Here is a 16,869-nt window from a genome sequence, read left to right on the forward strand (position 1 = left end):
TGGATTCAATGTGGTGAGAATAATAATGAAATTTTCACGAGTTAGTCAAGTATCGGAATTAACAGGTTTGTATCCTAGTCGTCTTAGGAGAATGCTGGTGGAACACGCTATTATTCAGAAGAACCAATCTTTCATTATCTGAAAGGTGAGTGCTCGAATAATCGCACAGTAAAGGAGTAGGCTTCTGATGATATTGGCGAAGAAAGTTAGACTGATTCCAACGCCTGAACAAGAAAAAGTGCTTAGAAACCATGCTGGTGCTGCAAGATTCGCTTATAACTATTGTAAAAGAATGAGTGATAGATACTATAAGCTATTTGGAAAATCTGTTTCACAGTTAGCTTTACAGAAACGATTTACAAAGATCAAGAAGCGAAAGAAATATGAGTGGTTAAAAGACATCAATGCACAAGTTCCTAAACAGGCTTCAAAAGATTTTGATACGGCGAGAAAAAATTCGTTCAAAAAGTACAAAAATGGTTCTCACACTTCTTATAAATCCAAAAAAGATGTAATCCAAGGATTTTATGCCAATTATGAAAGACTGGCTATAGGAAAGAAGGTAGTTCATATTCAGTCTATCGGAGAAGTGAAAACAAGCCAACAACTACCAAGAAATAAAAAACCATCCAATCCAAGAGTTACATTTGACGGTCGTCACTGGTGGATTAGTGTAGGATTCCAAGAAGATTTTGAATCCCAAGAACTAACCAATGAGTCGATTGGTGTGGATGTTGGTTTAAAAGAGCTGTTTGTAGCTTCTAATGGTATGAAAGAACGAAATATAAACAAAGATGCTAAGGTTAAAAAACTTTTGAGAAGGAAAAAGTCAGCGCAAAGAGATATGTCTAGGAGATTTAAAAAAGGTGTAAAAATTCAGTCTGCCGGATATGAAAAAGCGAAAACGGAGCACCTGCGGTTATCTAGGAAAATTATAAATATCCGAAATAACCATATCCATCAAGCAACAGCTAAATTGGTGAAAACCAAACCAATGAGGATTGTTGTGGAAGACTTACCTATCTCAAACCTGTTAAAAAACAAAAAACTATCGAAAGCATTTTCATTTCAAAAATTAAACTTCTTCTTTCAATGTTTATCATACAAGTGCGAGAAGTATGGCATTGCGTATGTAAAAGCTGATAAATGGTTCGCCTCAAGCAAGATTTGCTCATGTTGCGGAGTTAAATACGACCATTCAGTTCAACCAGAAGGACAGTGGAGTTTAAAGATTCGTGAATGGGACTGTGTTGGGTGCAATAGCCATCACGATAGGGATGTAAATGCGTCGATAAATTTATCAAGATGGGTAAAATAAATGCTTGATAATAGGAGGTAACGATACTGCCTCGTGTGGAGTGTTATACCCCTCGTCCCTTCGGGGTTGCGAGAACACGATGAAGCACTAACTTGTATAAATTTGATTGAATTGTATAGATTTAGTTAAGTTTATCGTATCGGAAGTTATTTGCACGGTAATGAAAGAAAACGGTACAATAGAAAGTAGTAATGCGGTATCGGTGTCATATTCGAATCGTTATCAGTGAAAGTACAAGAAGAAGTATGCTCATTCTAAAGGTTGCGTTCTTACACCTAGTTGCTTATGATAAATGAACAGAAAATAATATTTGTTAGAATTAAAGGAGACGTTTATGCAAAATTTTGAACAAGCTGTTTCATATATTGAAAATGGTGAAGCGGAAAAAGGATTACAATTATTAAAAGAACAATTAAAAACTGCGAATGATGAAGAGAAATATGATATCGCTCGCTATTATCATACACTTGGATTTACGGATGAAGCATTAGCAATTACAGAAGATTTGCGTTTATTGTACCCGGAAGAAAGTGAATTCACTGTATTTTTAGCAGAATTATATATTGATCTAGACAAAGAGGATGAAGCAATTGAAGTGCTTCATGATATTCCAGAAAATGATGATTTATATGTTCAATCGTTATTACTTGTTGCGGATTTATTCCAAATGCAAGGTTTCGATGATGTAGCAGAACAAAAACTACTAAAGGCGAAAGAAATGATGCCTGATGAGCCTGTTATTACGTTTGGATTAGCAGAGTTATATAGTAGTAAAGGGGAAGAACAAAAGGCAATCACTTATTATGAGGCGCTATTAGCGGAACATAAAGTAATGGGTGGTGTTGTCATTGCACTTCGCCTCGCAGAAACGTTAAGTGCGATTGGGAATTGGGAAGAAGCGATTTCTTATTATGAAGCAGGTTTAGAGGAACAAAAAGATATCCACTCATTATTTGGATATGCCTTCACATTATATCAAGGTGAAGAATACCAAAGAGCCATTGGTGCTTGGCAAGAATTAAAAGAATTAGATCCGGAGTATGCATCGCTTTACATGTATTTAGCGAAAAGCTATGAAAAAGAAGGAATGCTTCAAGAAAGCTATGAAACACTTCAAGAAGGAATTAAAGTAGATGAGCTTTCTGTACCATTTTATGTAGAATTAGCGAACATTGCGGCGAAATTAGGAAAAATAGCGGAAGCAGAGGAAGTGCTTCAAAAAGCGCTTGAGTTAGATCCAGGACATTTAGGTGCAATATTGAAATATGCTTATATTTTAAAAGAACAAGAAAAATATGAAGAGCTAATTGCGGTTGTAGAGCGTGCGATTGATAGCGGAGAACCAGATACACAACTACTTTGGGATCTTGCGTTTGCAAAAAAACAATTAGAAATGTATTCGGATGCATTAAAACACTATGAAAGTGCATATACTTCTTTTAAGAATCATCCAGACTTCTTGGAAGAGTACGGTTATTTCTTATTGGAAGAAGGTATGCGAAAAGAGGCGAAAGAAGTATTTACTCAGTTAATACAACTAGACCCGACACAAATTCATATTGAAGAATTGTTATATAATTTAGAGGATTTTTCATAAGTTGGAAGGAAACTGAATGCCGCTTCTTGAATCTAAAAAGAAAAGAGAAAGACAGAGGAGGGACTTAATTGCTATGAATACCCCTGTTTCTGTAAACGAGAAGAAGGATTTTGTAAAATGGTTTTTGAATAATTATCAACTGAAACAGCGTGAATGTGTATGGATTTTGAATTATTTAATGAGTCACGACCAATTGATGCATAAAGTCCACTTCGTAGAGCATGCAAAATATTGTCCGCGTGGCTTAGTGATGTCCGCGAATTGTGTAAAAGATACACCGTTTCACTTTTTTAAACAAAATGTTATGACAACGGATGCTGAAAAATCGTTTCATGATATTCGTTTAAATCGAGATGAGGATATTTATATTCAACTCAATTTTAAATCATCATTTCAAAATGCCAATTATGTAGCTGTATTAGAAGAAAACCCGTATTTACCAAAGCATATTGAAGTAAATGAAAAAGACCGTTTACTTGCAGAAAGATTTTTAGAAGAAAGTGTATTTTCTTTTAGAAGAGAACGTCTTTTGAAACAAATTGATGAAGCGCTAGATAAGCAAGATCAGGAAGCGTTTCATAGGTTAACAGCTGAGTTAAAGATGCTATAGAATTCATTTGGATTCATAAAATTTTACAAATTTCAGACTTTTTAAGAAAAACTACCTTAATATAGGTAGTTTTTCTTTTTTTACCTCTTTTAGTATGGTTTAATATATATAAAGTGAAAGTTCTGTCATTTGTAGATGAGGGGAGGGAAGAAATTTGAAATGGATTGTAAAAGATGTGGAACAGTTTGAGCAAGCAAGAGAGTATGTAGATACAGGTGTTATACCTCTATTATCAATTTCGGCAGCGAAAGAAATGAAAATGGTAGTAGAACAAGGTGAATTTATCGAATTGTTGAGTATGGAGCTGGAAAGAGAATATAAAGGACGAGTGCTTTTACTACCATCATTTACGTATTTAGTAGAAAGCCAAAAAAATGAAAAAGGTCGTTTGCAAGAATGGACAAATCATTTACAAGAGCAAGGTTTTAAGCATATTGCTTATGTTACAAGTGATTTTTCATGGAAAGAAGATATGCAAGAATTACAAGGAGATTTATTTTGGTTCCCTTCATTAGCGTTAGAACAATTTAGTGATCAAGCGAAAAGAGAAGTTATTCATGCGCATATAAAAAATATAATGGTAATGCTAGAAGGAAAATGGGGAAAGTAATAATAAACAGAAAGTTCTTATTATTATGAGTAGTATGATATTGACCTGTGCATGAGCGTATTATATCATGATAGTGTCCTAGTTTTTATTTTTTATATAATTTATCACGAGGGGACAATTTCTGATAGAGGGGGGAAATTTTCGTGAGCGAGAAAGAACATCGTGTGTCAAGAAGACAGTTTTTAAATTACACCCTTACAGGGGTAGGAGGCTTTATGGCAGCGGGTATTTTAATGCCGATGACGCGATTTGCGCTTGATCCGGTGTTAAGAAAAGAAGCGGGAACGGATATGGTTGCTGTTGCACAAGTAAAGGATATTACAACAGAGCCGAAACGTTTCGACTTTAAGGTGAAGCAGGTTGATGGTTGGTACAAGTCCGAAGAGCCAAAATCAGCTTGGGTTCATAAAGATGAAAGCGGAGACATTGTTGCGTTCTCTCCGGTATGTAAACATTTAGGATGTACAGTGAACTGGAATTCGGACAAAGCACATCCGAATCAATTCTTTTGTCCATGCCACGGGGGCCGTTACACAAAAGACGGGATGAACATTAAAGGCACACCGCCCCTTGCTCCACTTGATGTATACGAGTCTAAAGTGAAAGATGGAACGCTGTATTTAGGAAAAGCGAAGCCAAGAGGGGGTGCAAAGTAGATGCTAAATAAAATTTATGATTGGGTAGATGAAAGGTTAGATATTACACCGATATGGCGTGATATTGCTGATCATGAAGTACCTGAACATGTAAACCCGGCACATCACTTTTCTGCATTCGTTTATTGCTTTGGAGGACTGACCTTTTTTGTTACTGTAATTCAAATTTTATCTGGAATGTTTTTGACGATGTATTATGTGCCTGATATTAAAAATGCTTGGGAATCGGTTTATTATTTACAAAATGAAGTTGCATACGGGCAAATTGTTCGTGGTATGCACCACTGGGGTGCTAGTCTCGTCATTGTAATGATGTTTTTACATACACTTAGAGTTTTCTTCCAGGGTGCGTATAAAAAGCCTCGTGAGCTAAACTGGATTGTTGGTGTTCTTATTTTCTTTGTTATGTTAGGTCTTGGTTTTACCGGATATTTATTACCGTGGGATATGAAAGCATTATTTGCTACGAAAGTAGGGATTCAAATTGCAGAGCAAACGCCGCTCATTGGTCCTTATATTAAAACATTACTCGCTGGTCATTCCGAAATTGTTGGCGCTCAAACATTAACTCGCTTCTTTGCTATTCACGTCTTCTTCTTACCAGCAGCACTTCTAGGTTTAATGGCCTTCCACTTCATCATGATTCGCAAACAAGGTATTTCCGGTCCGCTATAAGAGATTGCTAAATAAAAGGGGAAAGAACTAAAGGAGGGAGATTATGCATCGCGGCAAAGGGATGAAGTTTGTAGGAGATTCTCGGGTACCAGTAGCTCGGAAACCAAATATTCCAAAAGACTATTCTGAATACCCAGGAAAAACAGAAGCGTTTTGGCCGAACTTCTTGTTAAAAGAATGGATGGTTGGTGCAGTTTTTTTAATCGGTTATTTATGTTTAACAGTGGCGCATCCGTCACCACTTGAGAGAATGGCGGATCCAACTGATGCCGGATATATACCACTTCCAGATTGGTATTTCTTATTCTTGTATCAGTTATTAAAGTATTCTTATGCTTCTGGTTCATTCACTGTAATTGGAGCGTTTATTATGCCAGGGATTGCGTTTGGCGCATTACTGTTAGCTCCATTTCTTGATCGAGGACCAGAAAGACGCCCGTTAAAGCGTCCTGTAGCAACTGGATTTATGCTTTTAGCAATTGCATCGATTATCTTTTTAACTTGGGAATCTGTAGCGCACCACGACTGGGAAGCTGCAAAAAAACAAGGAGCAATTGTAAAAACAGCACCAGTTGATAAAAATGATGACGGCTATAAATTAATGCAAAAAAATACTTGTTTAACATGTCACGGTGACAATTTACAGGGCGGGGCAGCAGCGCCTGCACTGCAAAACTTAACTTTAAAGCCAGAAGAAATTGCTAAAATTGCGAAAGAAGGAAAAGGTTCAATGCCTAAAGGTGTATTTAAAGGTACAGATGAGGAACTGAAGAAACTTTCGGAATTCGTTGCAAAGTATAATAAAAAATAATAAAAAGCTGACTACAAAAAATTGTAGTCAGCTTTTTATTTTGATGAAAGAAAGTTTACTATATAATAGAGTAGAGTTTGAGGAAAGAATGACTTTGTTTGAAAGGTGTTGGACATACAGCTTGGTTTACTTGTATGCAATGTTAAGACAACGCTCTGTATTATTATTTTTATTAGTTGTTAACATATTAGGTACAATATACGGATTTATATGGTATGGAAATCAATTAAAAGAAACTTCACCTATATTTTGGCCGTTTGTACCTGATAGCCCGATGGCGAGTCTCTTTTTTGTCTTTGTTTTAATTGCTTTTTTAATAAAGAGAAATTGGGGATTAATAGAGGCGCTAGCGATTGTTACTTTAATAAAGTATGGTATATGGGCTGTTGTTGTAAATGCAATTATGATCTATGTAAAAGGTCCTATTGGTGTTATGGGGTATATGTTAATGCTTTCGCATTTTGCGATGGCAGTACAAGGATTGTTATATGCACCGTTTTACCGTATAAAAAAATGGCATTTTGCGGTAGCAGCTATATGGACATTACATAATGATGCAATTGATTATTTATTTTGGCAAATGCCGAGATATGGAATTATGCATTTGTTTGTAGAAAAAATTGGTTATTTTACGTTCTGGCTAAGCATCGCTACACTATGTATTACATATTATTCTTGCTTGCGTGAGAACCGAAAACAGTTTTCTTTATGATAGTTAGAATACGTAGGGGGAGAAAATGAAGAAAAATAAGAGTGGTACAAAAATATGGGATCGATTGATTACGATAGCTGTTTCATACAGCATAGCATTTTCTATATTTGCACTCGCAACAACGGCGGTTGTATACGGAAAATGGCTGTATTATTTTGAAATTGATTTTTTAAACATTCCAGATTTAGCGGATATGACGAAGGATGATATTAAAAGAAATTATGATGTGCTTATCACATATTTATCGCCGTTTTATGACGGGGCATTGCAGTTGCCAACATTAGATATGTCTACAAATGGCCGTATTCATTTTGTAGATGTTAAAAATATTTTAGTAAAGATTCAATATGTGATGTATGCGACAATTATGATTGCTATAATAGGCGGGATTTATTTATTAAAAAAGAAAAATGAAAAGTTTTTACTGCACGGATCAATTTTAACAATTATTTTTCCAATCGCGCTGATGCTACCAATCGCTATTAATTTTGAAAAAAGTTTTGTGTTATTCCATAAGCTTTTATTCAGTAATGATTATTGGATGTTTGATATTGAAACGGATCCGATTATATTAATGCTACCAGAAGAATTCTTTATGCATGCAGCGTGTGCTATTTTATTATTTATTTTATGTGGCAGCATGCTTTGTTATAGCTTGTATAGATATTTCGTAAAAAAGAAAAGGGTTTCAAAGGAAAAATTCTCTGCTTAAAGAGAATTTTTTTGTTTGTAAAACGATAATATATTTTTCGGTTCAGTTCTGTTCTATTCTTGTCCAAATTAACATATTTTGTACTAGTAGTTATAGGGGGGACCGTGATGAAGAGAACATTAATTGGATTGATAGCATTTCTAATTATAATGTTTCCGTTACGTATATATGCTGAAGAGTGGAGTGAACTAACAGGGTTGTTAGACGACTCATTACAATTAGTGAAGCGTAATGAAGATGAAAGAGCAGTACAAGTATTACAACATTTCTCGGAGCAGTTTGTCATAAAGGGAAATGAACAGAAGCAAGAAGTAACACCAGATCAAGTTAGAGTTATTTCTTTAGCTTACGACAGGGCGAAACAATCTCTCGCGGAAACAGATTCAAGTAAACAAGTTAAAATTGATAATGTGTTAGCCCTGCAGCTCGCTGTTGATGCGCAAGTGTCGAAATATCAACCACTTTGGATGGAAAGAGAAACAAAAGTAATGGGTGCCTTTTCTCAAATGGAAAAAGCGATGAAAAAAGAAGATACGGGACAGTTTCAACAAACGTTAAACACATTTTTACATGAATTTAATATTATTTATCCAAGCTTAATGATTGCTTTGCCAGACAACGAAGTGCAGCGTGTAAATGCCCATTTATCTTATTTGGATGAATTTCGTAACGTTATGTTAAAAACGAAAGGTGGGCAAATGCAATTAGGAATCATTAAAGGGGATTTGCAAAAAATATTTCACACAGTAAAAAAAGATGAAATTGCACCCTCGCTCATTTGGTTTATGACAATTACTGGAGGTCTTATTTTATTCACATTAACTTATGTTGGGTGGAGAAAGTATAAAGGAGAGAGAGAAAAAAGAAAAAGTAATGTACACTCTAAAAATAGATAATACAATAAATAAAGATACGGATTGTAAGGTTTATTCATTGACAATGATGGCAGAAGAAAATAGAATGAGAAGTACTATAATTAAAACTTCAATGGAGGTTCATGATGTTTTATTTAATTTACTTCGCGATCATAATGATCATACCGTTGTATGCACAGTCAAGAGTACGTAGTGCTTATAGCAAGTATTCACAAGTTTATTCAACATCAGGTATGACAGGAGCGGAAGTGGCTCGAAAAATTTTAGATGAAAATGGATTATACAACGTAGCTGTAGAAGAAACACCAGGTCATTTATCAGACCATTATGATCCAACTGCCAAAACAGTTCGATTATCAACAGATAACTATTACGGTCATTCAGTTGCTGGTACAGCAGTTGCAGCACACGAAGTAGGACACGCAATTCAAGATGCAAAAGATTATAACTTTATGCGTATTCGTCATTCGTTAGTGCCTGTGGCGAATTTTGGATCGAATATATCATGGGTATTTATTATGATTGGTATATTTGCGACAATGTCAAAACTATTGTTATTAGGAATTATTTTAATGGCAGCAGGTGTTGTGTTCCAACTCGTTACATTACCAGTTGAGTTTGATGCATCAAAGCGTGCAATGCAACAAATTGAAGCGTTAGGTATCGTATCAACAGATGAATATGGCCAAGCTCGTAAAGTATTAAATGCGGCAGCATTAACATATGTAGCAGCTGCAGCTGTAGCGGTATTTGAATTATTACGTCTCGTATTAATGTATACTGGTATGCAGCGTAGCGACGACTAAAGACTATCATTTGATAGTCTTTTTTTGTTTTGTGGATTGAATTATATAATGTATTGTAAATAGAAATAATAGAAGTAATGCGGAAAGGTGGTGAGGGAAATGAAATATCCAAGCCATTTAGTAAAACAAGTGAAAGAACGTAGTGCTCTTTATCAGTTAGAAGGCTTTTTAAGTGGACAAGGTCCTGAAAATCCAAAATTTATGTTGCTAGGAGAAGCGCCTGGTGAAACAGAAATTCATAATGGGATTCCATTTAGCGGGAGAGCGGGAAAACAGTTAATGGAGTTTTTAGAACGGATTCACGTTACCAGGGAAGAAGTATATATTACGAGCACAGTTCGGAGTAGACCTTATAAGTGGCGAGAGAAAAAAGAGCGAAATGGTGAAATCATACAGAAAAAGTATAATAGAACGCCAAATCAAGGAGAAATACTTGCCCATGCACCTTTGTTAGATTATGAATTAGAGAAAATAAACCCGAAGCTTATCGTTACGCTTGGAAATATCGGTCTTCAACGTTTAACAGGAAAAAATGCAAAAATCACAGATGTGCACGGACAATTATTAAAACAGCCTATTCAAAAATTAAAGGACATGCAAAGTGCAGAGTTTACATGGTCAGAGAAAGAGTATCATATTTTCCCGACTTTTCATCCTGCCTCCATTTTTTATAATCGGAGTTTATTGGAACTTATTTATGAGGATTTAGAGAAACTTAAAAAATATGTAATAAAAAACTAGAAAAGCTAGAGAGCTTTTCTAGTTGCATTTATGTATGTAACGGATTTTTATTTTCATCTAATGTAAAACCTTCACCAACTACATCATGTACATCACTTACAGCAACAAAGGCATGAGGATCTACAGAAGTAATAATATTTTTTAATTTCACGATTTCATTTTTAGCAACAACGCAATATAATACGTTCCGTTCCACTTTTGTATACGAGCCAACAGCTTTTAAAAAAGTAGCTCCACGTTCCATCTCAGATAAAATTTTGGCAGCAATTTCATCATTTTTATCTGAGATAATAGTAGCTCCTTTTGCTGCATAGGCACCTTCTTGCATAAAATCAATGACTTTCGCACCGATAAAAACAGCAACTAACGTATACATGCCCTCGCGGTATGATAAATAGGTAAGAATCGAGACGATAATGACGATAGCATCAAACATAAACATCGTTTTCCCCATACTCCAGCCAACGTATTTATGAGCGAGTCTCGCGATAATATCTACACCGCCGGTAGTTCCGCCGTATTTAAATATTATTCCAAGACCGATACCGATAAATGCCCCGGCGAATAGAGCCGCGAGTGTCATATCATTTTGTAAGTTTAAATGTAAGTTGAGAACTTCGTAACGCTGAAAAATCCATAGAAATAAAGATACGCTAAAGGTGCCGATTAGTGTATAGATAAATGTTGTTCTTCCAAGTAACTTCCAACCAATGAAAAATATAGGAATATTTAAAATTAAGTTTGAGTAAGAAGGATCAAACTTAAATAGAAAATACAATAATAGTGTAATGCCGGTAAATCCACCTTCTGCAAGATGATTTTCAATATTGATATTCACAATACCGAAAGAAAAAATAGCGGAACCGATTAAAATAAAAATGATATTTCGAATCTTCAAATTTGATGTCATATAGAAATCCCCCTAATTATGTAGATTGCATTGCTCCGCTGATACGGTAAAACATAATGATAAGTAATTTCTAGTTGTTAGTAAAAATAGTGCAGGCTATAAAAAAACGATTGGTTCGGGCTAATCTTTTGCAAAAACCGCAAAAGAAAGTTTCACTTCATTATAGTCTATCCAAAAAAGGGTCGCAAATAGGTGTTTGGCGGGGAATAATATTTGTCAAATCGCGATGAATTGGCTAACATGAAAGAGGAAGGATTAGAGGTGAATTATATGGAAGCGAAAACGATGAAGGATATGCAGAAAGAAGTAGATGCATATATTGGTCAGTTTAAAGAAGGTTATTTCAGTCCACTTGCAATGATGGCTCGTTTAACGGAAGAAATGGGGGAGCTTGCAAGAGAGGTTAATCATTATTATGGTGAGAAACCGAAGAAAACAACTGAAACAGAACGTAGTATTGAAGAAGAGCTTGGAGATGTATTATTTGTTATGATTTGTATGGCAAATAGTTTAAATATTGATTTAGAAACAGCACATAAAATTGTAATGAATAAATTTAATACTCGCGATAAAGATCGCTGGACACGTATTGATGAGGGAGAGAAAGAATAATGAAAGAAATTAAAGTAATTATCGCTGGACCAAGAGGACGTATGGGACATGAAGCGGTCCTTCTTATGGAAAGAACGAAACATTTTAATTTAGTAGCAGCAGTGGATTATAAGCATGGCGGAGAGAAAATCTCTGATTTACCGGGCATGCCAGCGTTAGATACACCTATTTACGGAGATTTACATACTTGTTTAGATGAAGTAGAAGCTGATGTGTTATTAGATTTAACAACGCCAGAAGTTGGGAAACAACACGTTACACTTGCAGTTGAGCGTGGACTTCGTTCTGTTATTGGTACAACTGGATTTACAGAAGAAGAACTAAAGCAATTAACAGAGAATGCGAAAGAAAAAGAAGTAGGAACTATTATCGCTCCAAACTTTGCAATTGGTGCAGTTCTTATGATGAAATTCTCACAAATGGCAGCGAAGTATTTCCAAGATGTTGAAGTAATTGAATTGCATCATGATCAAAAGTTAGATGCACCATCTGGTACAGCGGTAAAAACAGTAGAATTAATTCGTCAAAACCGTGAATCAAAGCAGCAAGGTCATCCAAATGAAGTAGAGCAATTAGAAGGAGCTCGTGGTGCAAATGTAGACGGCATTCACATTCATAGTGTACGTTTACCAGGACTTATTGCACATCAAGAAGTAATGTTTGGTGGAAATGGACAAATGTTAACGGTTCGTCATGATTCATTCAATCGTGAATCATTTATGTCGGGTGTAAAACTATCAATTGATACAGTAATGAATCTAGATCATCTTGTGTACGGTTTAGAAAATATTATCGACTAAAGGGGAGACAACGGATGAAAATTGCCTTAATCGCACATGACAAAAAGAAAAATGACATGGTTTCGTTTGCATACGCATATAAACCAATTTTTGAACAACATGAATTATTTGCAACAGGAACGACAGGACTTCGTATTATGGAAGCGACCGGTTTAGTTGTAACAAGATTTCAATCGGGTCCTCTTGGTGGCGATCAAGAAATTGGTGCAATGATTGCAAAAAATGATATGGATATGGTGATTTTTTTCCGGGATCCACTAACTGCTCAGCCGCATGAACCAGATGTAAATGCATTGCTTCGTCTATGTGATGTATATGCGATTCCACTTGCAACGAATATGGCAAGTGCTGAAATGTTAATGCACGCATTAGAGCGAGGAGATTTAGATTACCGCAAGTTAAGAAAATGAGGGGAACAATTATGAGTGGATTACATATATTAGCGTTTGGTGCTCATGCCGATGATGTTGAAATCGGCATGGCTGGTACCATTGCTAAATATACGAAACAAGGGTATGAAGTAGGTATTTGTGATTTAACAGAAGCTGATCTTTCTTCTAATGGAACGATAGAGTTGAGAAAAGAAGAAGCAAAGGCGGCAGCTCGTATAATGGGAGTAAAAACGAGACTGAATTTAGCGATGCCAGACCGTGGTTTGTATATGAAAGAAGAGTATATACGTGAAATTGTAAAGGTGATTCGTACATATAGACCAAAACTAGTTTTTGCACCGTATTATGAAGATCGTCATCCAGATCATGCAAATTGTGCAAAACTTGTGGAAGAAGCTATTTTTTCAGCGGGAATTCGTAAATATATGCCAGAGGTTCCACCACATCGTGTAGAGTCTTTTTATCATTATATGATTAATGGTTTTCATAAACCGAATTTTTGTATAGATATAAGTGAGTACCTTTCTATAAAAGTGGAAGCATTAGAAGCATATGAAAGTCAGTTTTCAACAGGGAGCGATGGTGTGAAAACGCCGTTAACAGAAGGTTATGTTGAAACTGTGGTTGCTCGTGAGAAAATGTTTGGAAAAGAAGTAGGAGTTTTATATGCCGAGGGATTTATGAGTAAGAAACCGGTTTTATTACATGCTGATTTAATAGGGGGATGTAAATGAAATTAAAAATAGGTATTACATGTTATCCTTCTGTAGGTGGTTCTGGAGTTGTTGGAACAGAATTAGGAAAGCAATTAGCGGAACGCGGGCATGAAATTCATTTTATTACATCGGGTTTACCATTCCGGTTAAACAAAGTGTATCCAAACATTTATTTTCATGAAGTGACGGTAAGTCAATACTCTGTATTTCAATATCCACCATACGATTTGGCGTTAGCGAGTAAAATGGCAGAGGTTGCACAAAGAGAAAACTTAGACATTTTACATGTGCATTACGCAATACCACATGCAATTTGTGCTTATTTAGCAAAACAAATGATTGGAGAGCGTATTAAAATTGTTACAACCTTACATGGAACAGATATTACTGTGTTAGGTTCCGACCCTTCGTTAAATAATTTAATTCGTTTTGGTATTGAGCAATCTGATGTTGTGACGGCTGTCTCGCATTCATTGATTAGCGAAACACATGAGCTTGTAAAACCAAATAAAAACATTCAAACGGTATATAACTTTATAGACGAGCGTGTATATTTCAAGCGTGATATGTCTCAATTAAAGAAAGAATACGGTATAAGTGAGAGTGAAAAGATACTCATTCACATTTCAAATTTCCGTAAAGTGAAACGTGTGCAAGATGTTGTTCAGGCATTTGCTAAAATTGTTACAGAAGTAGATGCGAAGTTGCTTCTTGTTGGAGATGGACCAGAATTTTGCACGATTTTACAGTTAGTGAAAAATCTACATATTGAAGATCGCGTCTTATTCTTAGGGAAGCAAGATAATGTTGCAGAGCTACTTGCGATGAGTGATTTAATGTTGCTTCTATCAGAGAAGGAGAGTTTTGGTCTTGTTTTATTAGAAGCGATGGCGTGTGGTGTACCTTGTATCGGAACAAGGGTTGGAGGTATTCCAGAAGTCATTCAACATGGTGAAACAGGATATTTATGTGAAGTTGGCAATCCAGCAGGAGTGGCAAATCAAGCCATTCAGCTATTAAAGGATGAAGAACATCACCGTAATATGGGAGAGCGAGCAAGAGCAAGTGTTTACGAGCAGTTTCGCTCTGAAAAAATCGTCTCACAATATGAAACGATTTACTATGATGTACTAAGGGATGACAAAAATGAAAAGATTTAAAAAAGCTAGTTCTATTATTGAGACTTTAAAGCAACAAGGACATGAGGCCTACTTTGTCGGTGGAAGCGTACGAGATCTTATTATCGATAGGCCGATTGGAGATATTGATATTGCGACATCTGCTTTACCAGAAGAAGTGATGGCTATATTTCCAAGACATGTTCCTGTTGGTCTTGAGCATGGAACTGTAATTGTGGTAGAAAATGGTGAACCTTATGAGGTAACCACTTTTCGAACAGAGAGTGAATATGAAGATTTTCGAAGACCTAGTAGTGTTCAATTTGTTCGTTCATTAGAAGAGGATTTAAAACGTCGTGATTTCACAATGAATGCAATTGCGATGACAGAAGAAGGCGAAATGGTTGATTTATTTGCTGGACAGAAAGCGATTCAAAAGAGAGAAATTGTGACAGTTGGCAATGCTGTGGATCGTTTTCAAGAAGATGCCCTGCGAATGATGCGTGGTATTCGTTTCGTAAGTACGTTAGGTTTTTCTTTAGAAATGAAAACGAAACAAGCAATTGAAACATATGGACATTTACTGGAACATATTGCAATTGAGCGAATTACAGTGGAATTTGAGAAACTGTTAACTGGTACGTATTGCGTGAAGGGCTTGCAAGAATTAGTAGAAACGAAACTATTTTCTCATCTGCCATATTTACAAATGTCAGAAGAGAGATTATTAAAAGCTACGCAGTATAACTGGGATTCTTTTGAAACGGATATTGAGGCATGGGCATTCTTCTTATATTGTATCGGAGAAGAGCATCCATCTGTCTTTTTACGTCAATGGAAGTTTTCGAATAAAAAAATAAAAGATATCGTCGCAGTTTTATTAACAATTCGTACGAGAAAGGAGAAGGATTGGGATACAGTCCTTCTTTATAAAACGGGACTACATATCGCTGAAATGGCAGAAAGAGTATATGAAGCGATGATTGAAAACTATGATCATACATCTGTTAAACGAGTACAAACGTTGTTTGAAGCATTGCCAATCAAGAGTCGCCAAGAAATGAATGTGACTGGGAATGATTTATTAAACTGGGCAAATAAAAAGCCCGGTCCATGGGTTGCTGAAATGATTCAAAAAATTGAGGAAGCAATTGTACAAGGAAACGTAGTTAATGAGAAAGAGTGTATAAGGGAGTGGCTGCAAGAATGCAATCTACTATAAGAAAGCAGTTATTGCAAGTTTTTTCAGAAGCGGATGGCGCGTTTGTATCTGGCCAAACGATTAGTGATAAACTTGGTTGTTCAAGAACCGCTGTGTGGAAACATATGGAGGACCTTCGGAATGAGGGATATGAACTTGAAGCTGTGCGTCGATTAGGTTATCGCATTGCGGGTAAGCCAGACAAAGTAACTGCTAATGAAATTCAGTTAGGGTTACAAACGAAACATATTGGTAGAACGGTATATTTTGAAGAATCTGTTGAATCTACGCAGCACATTGCAGCAAAGCTTGCTTATGAAGGTGCAGAAGAAGGAACCATTGTTGTGGCAGAAGAACAAACATCGGGCAGAGGTCGTTTAAGTAGGAAATGGTATTCACCAAAAGGAACAGGAATTTGGATGAGTATTATTTTACGTCCATCAATCCCGGTTCATCATGCACCACAACTGACTTTGTTAGCGGCTGTTAGCGTTGCACAGGCAATTGAAAAGTGCACGGGTGTAAACGTAGGAATAAAATGGCCAAATGATATTTTAATTCAAGGTAAAAAGGCTGTAGGTATATTAACAGAAATGCAGGCGGATCCTGATAAAATTAATGCTGTCATTATGGGTATTGGTATTAATGCGAATCAAAGGCAAGAACATTTTGATGAGGAAATTCAGCATATTGCTACTTCTTTAGCGATTGAGTCCGGTAAGCCAATTGTTCGTGCAGAGCTTATGCAACAAATCTTTTTACAACTGGAAAAATTATATGAAGAGTATTTACAAAATGGTTTCTCTGTTATTAAAATTCTTTGGGAAAGTTACGCTGTTAGCATCGGGAAAGAAATTACCGCTCGAACGATGAGAGAGACAATTATAGGGGTAGCAAAAGGAATTACAGAGGATGGTGTATTACTTCTGGAGGATCATGAAGGGAAAGTACATCACATTCATTCTGCGGATATCGAAATTAAGTAAAAGAAGTTCCT

20 protein-coding genes are annotated in these 16,869 nt (G+C 36.0%); 19 read left to right on the plus strand and 1 reads right to left on the minus strand.

Annotated elements, in window-relative coordinates:
* Positions 1 to 187: 187 nt before the first annotated feature.
* The 12 genes from ACHZK0_RS07765 to ACHZK0_RS07820 all read left to right on the plus strand — a co-directional run bounded on the left by ACHZK0_RS07765 (position 188) and on the right by ACHZK0_RS07820 (position 10,123).
* Positions 188 to 1,318 (plus strand): RNA-guided endonuclease InsQ/TnpB family protein, encoded by a 1,131-nt coding sequence (locus ACHZK0_RS07765; RefSeq protein WP_395761388.1) that lies wholly within the window; start codon positions 188 to 190, stop codon positions 1,316 to 1,318.
* 334 nt (positions 1,319 to 1,652) lie between these two features.
* The gene (locus ACHZK0_RS07770; RefSeq protein ID WP_270343503.1) at positions 1,653 to 2,915 is read left to right on the plus strand and encodes a tetratricopeptide repeat protein; all 1,263 of its coding nucleotides are present in this window, start codon (positions 1,653 to 1,655) and stop codon (positions 2,913 to 2,915) included.
* A 73-nt stretch (positions 2,916 to 2,988) separates the two neighbouring features.
* Entirely contained in the window at positions 2,989 to 3,525 is a 537-nt protein-coding gene (locus ACHZK0_RS07775; protein WP_001095929.1) for a ReoY family proteolytic degradation factor, read from the plus strand.
* A 154-nt stretch (positions 3,526 to 3,679) separates the two neighbouring features.
* Positions 3,680 to 4,135 (plus strand): YpiF family protein, encoded by a 456-nt coding sequence (locus ACHZK0_RS07780; RefSeq protein ID WP_262740710.1) that lies wholly within the window; start codon positions 3,680 to 3,682, stop codon positions 4,133 to 4,135.
* Positions 4,136 to 4,278: 143 nt separating this feature from the next.
* Positions 4,279 to 4,791 carry a menaquinol-cytochrome c reductase iron-sulfur subunit gene (qcrA, locus tag ACHZK0_RS07785; protein ID WP_001290420.1) on the plus strand — a complete coding sequence of 171 codons (513 nt, stop codon included), beginning with the start codon at positions 4,279 to 4,281 and terminating at the stop codon, positions 4,789 to 4,791.
* Complete coding sequence (gene qcrB, locus ACHZK0_RS07790; protein WP_000932700.1) at positions 4,792 to 5,466, plus strand: menaquinol-cytochrome c reductase cytochrome b subunit; 675 nt, start codon at positions 4,792 to 4,794, stop codon at positions 5,464 to 5,466.
* A gap of 43 nt (positions 5,467 to 5,509) precedes the next feature.
* Positions 5,510 to 6,277: a menaquinol-cytochrome c reductase cytochrome b/c subunit gene (qcrC, locus tag ACHZK0_RS07795; protein WP_000554603.1), complete on the plus strand. Its 768-nt coding sequence runs from the start codon at positions 5,510 to 5,512 to the stop codon at positions 6,275 to 6,277.
* Positions 6,278 to 6,365: 88 nt separating this feature from the next.
* Positions 6,366 to 6,989: a DUF1405 domain-containing protein gene (locus ACHZK0_RS07800; RefSeq protein ID WP_262740709.1), complete on the plus strand. Its 624-nt coding sequence runs from the start codon at positions 6,366 to 6,368 to the stop codon at positions 6,987 to 6,989.
* Positions 6,990 to 7,014: 25 nt separating this feature from the next.
* Positions 7,015 to 7,701, plus strand: a complete 687-nt coding sequence (locus tag ACHZK0_RS07805) for a TIGR01906 family membrane protein (RefSeq protein ID WP_270343497.1) — start codon at positions 7,015 to 7,017, stop codon at positions 7,699 to 7,701.
* Between the two features lie 107 nt (positions 7,702 to 7,808).
* Positions 7,809 to 8,597, plus strand: coding sequence for a sporulation protein YpjB (ypjB, locus tag ACHZK0_RS07810; RefSeq protein WP_395761389.1), 789 nt, complete (start codon positions 7,809 to 7,811; stop codon positions 8,595 to 8,597).
* Positions 8,598 to 8,698: 101 nt separating this feature from the next.
* Positions 8,699 to 9,382, plus strand: a complete 684-nt coding sequence (locus tag ACHZK0_RS07815) for a zinc metallopeptidase (RefSeq protein ID WP_073517780.1) — start codon at positions 8,699 to 8,701, stop codon at positions 9,380 to 9,382.
* Between the two features lie 99 nt (positions 9,383 to 9,481).
* Entirely contained in the window at positions 9,482 to 10,123 is a 642-nt protein-coding gene (locus tag ACHZK0_RS07820; RefSeq protein ID WP_395761390.1) for a uracil-DNA glycosylase, read from the plus strand.
* Positions 10,124 to 10,151: 28 nt separating this feature from the next.
* Here the strand turns inward: ACHZK0_RS07820 and ACHZK0_RS07825 are convergent, their stop codons facing one another.
* Complete coding sequence (locus ACHZK0_RS07825; protein WP_000203305.1) at positions 10,152 to 11,033, minus strand: YitT family protein; 882 nt, start codon at positions 11,031 to 11,033, stop codon at positions 10,152 to 10,154.
* Between the two features lie 270 nt (positions 11,034 to 11,303).
* Between ACHZK0_RS07825 and ACHZK0_RS07830 the strand changes: the two genes are divergently transcribed.
* The 7 genes from ACHZK0_RS07830 to ACHZK0_RS07860 are packed head-to-tail and all read left to right on the plus strand — an operon-like array spanning position 11,304 to position 16,858.
* The gene (locus tag ACHZK0_RS07830; RefSeq protein WP_262740737.1) at positions 11,304 to 11,645 is read left to right on the plus strand and encodes a nucleotide pyrophosphohydrolase; all 342 of its coding nucleotides are present in this window, start codon (positions 11,304 to 11,306) and stop codon (positions 11,643 to 11,645) included.
* Positions 11,645 to 12,445: a dihydrodipicolinate reductase gene (gene dapB / locus ACHZK0_RS07835; protein WP_262740705.1), complete on the plus strand. Its 801-nt coding sequence runs from the start codon at positions 11,645 to 11,647 to the stop codon at positions 12,443 to 12,445. Before ACHZK0_RS07830 ends, dapB begins: the two co-directional genes overlap by 1 nt.
* 14 nt (positions 12,446 to 12,459) lie before the next feature.
* The gene (locus tag ACHZK0_RS07840) at positions 12,460 to 12,855 is read left to right on the plus strand and encodes a methylglyoxal synthase (protein ID WP_000684763.1); all 396 of its coding nucleotides are present in this window, start codon (positions 12,460 to 12,462) and stop codon (positions 12,853 to 12,855) included.
* An 11-nt stretch (positions 12,856 to 12,866) separates the two neighbouring features.
* Positions 12,867 to 13,571 (plus strand): bacillithiol biosynthesis deacetylase BshB1, encoded by a 705-nt coding sequence (gene bshB1, locus ACHZK0_RS07845; protein WP_395761391.1) that lies wholly within the window; start codon positions 12,867 to 12,869, stop codon positions 13,569 to 13,571.
* Positions 13,568 to 14,713 carry an N-acetyl-alpha-D-glucosaminyl L-malate synthase BshA gene (bshA, locus tag ACHZK0_RS07850; protein WP_270343495.1) on the plus strand — a complete coding sequence of 382 codons (1,146 nt, stop codon included), beginning with the start codon at positions 13,568 to 13,570 and terminating at the stop codon, positions 14,711 to 14,713. The genes bshB1 and bshA overlap by 4 nt, the downstream gene beginning before the upstream one ends.
* On the plus strand, positions 14,700 to 15,893 hold the full coding sequence (locus ACHZK0_RS07855) for a CCA tRNA nucleotidyltransferase (protein ID WP_270343493.1): 1,194 nt from the start codon (positions 14,700 to 14,702) through the stop codon (positions 15,891 to 15,893). Before bshA ends, ACHZK0_RS07855 begins: the two co-directional genes overlap by 14 nt.
* Positions 15,878 to 16,858: a biotin--[acetyl-CoA-carboxylase] ligase gene (locus ACHZK0_RS07860; RefSeq protein WP_395761392.1), complete on the plus strand. Its 981-nt coding sequence runs from the start codon at positions 15,878 to 15,880 to the stop codon at positions 16,856 to 16,858. The genes ACHZK0_RS07855 and ACHZK0_RS07860 overlap by 16 nt, the downstream gene beginning before the upstream one ends.
* Positions 16,859 to 16,869: the final 11 nt, after the last annotated feature.

Source organism: Bacillus sp. 3G2 (assembly GCF_044324725.1).
Classification (GTDB): Bacteria; Bacillota; Bacilli; order Bacillales; family Bacillaceae_G; genus Bacillus_A; species Bacillus_A mobilis.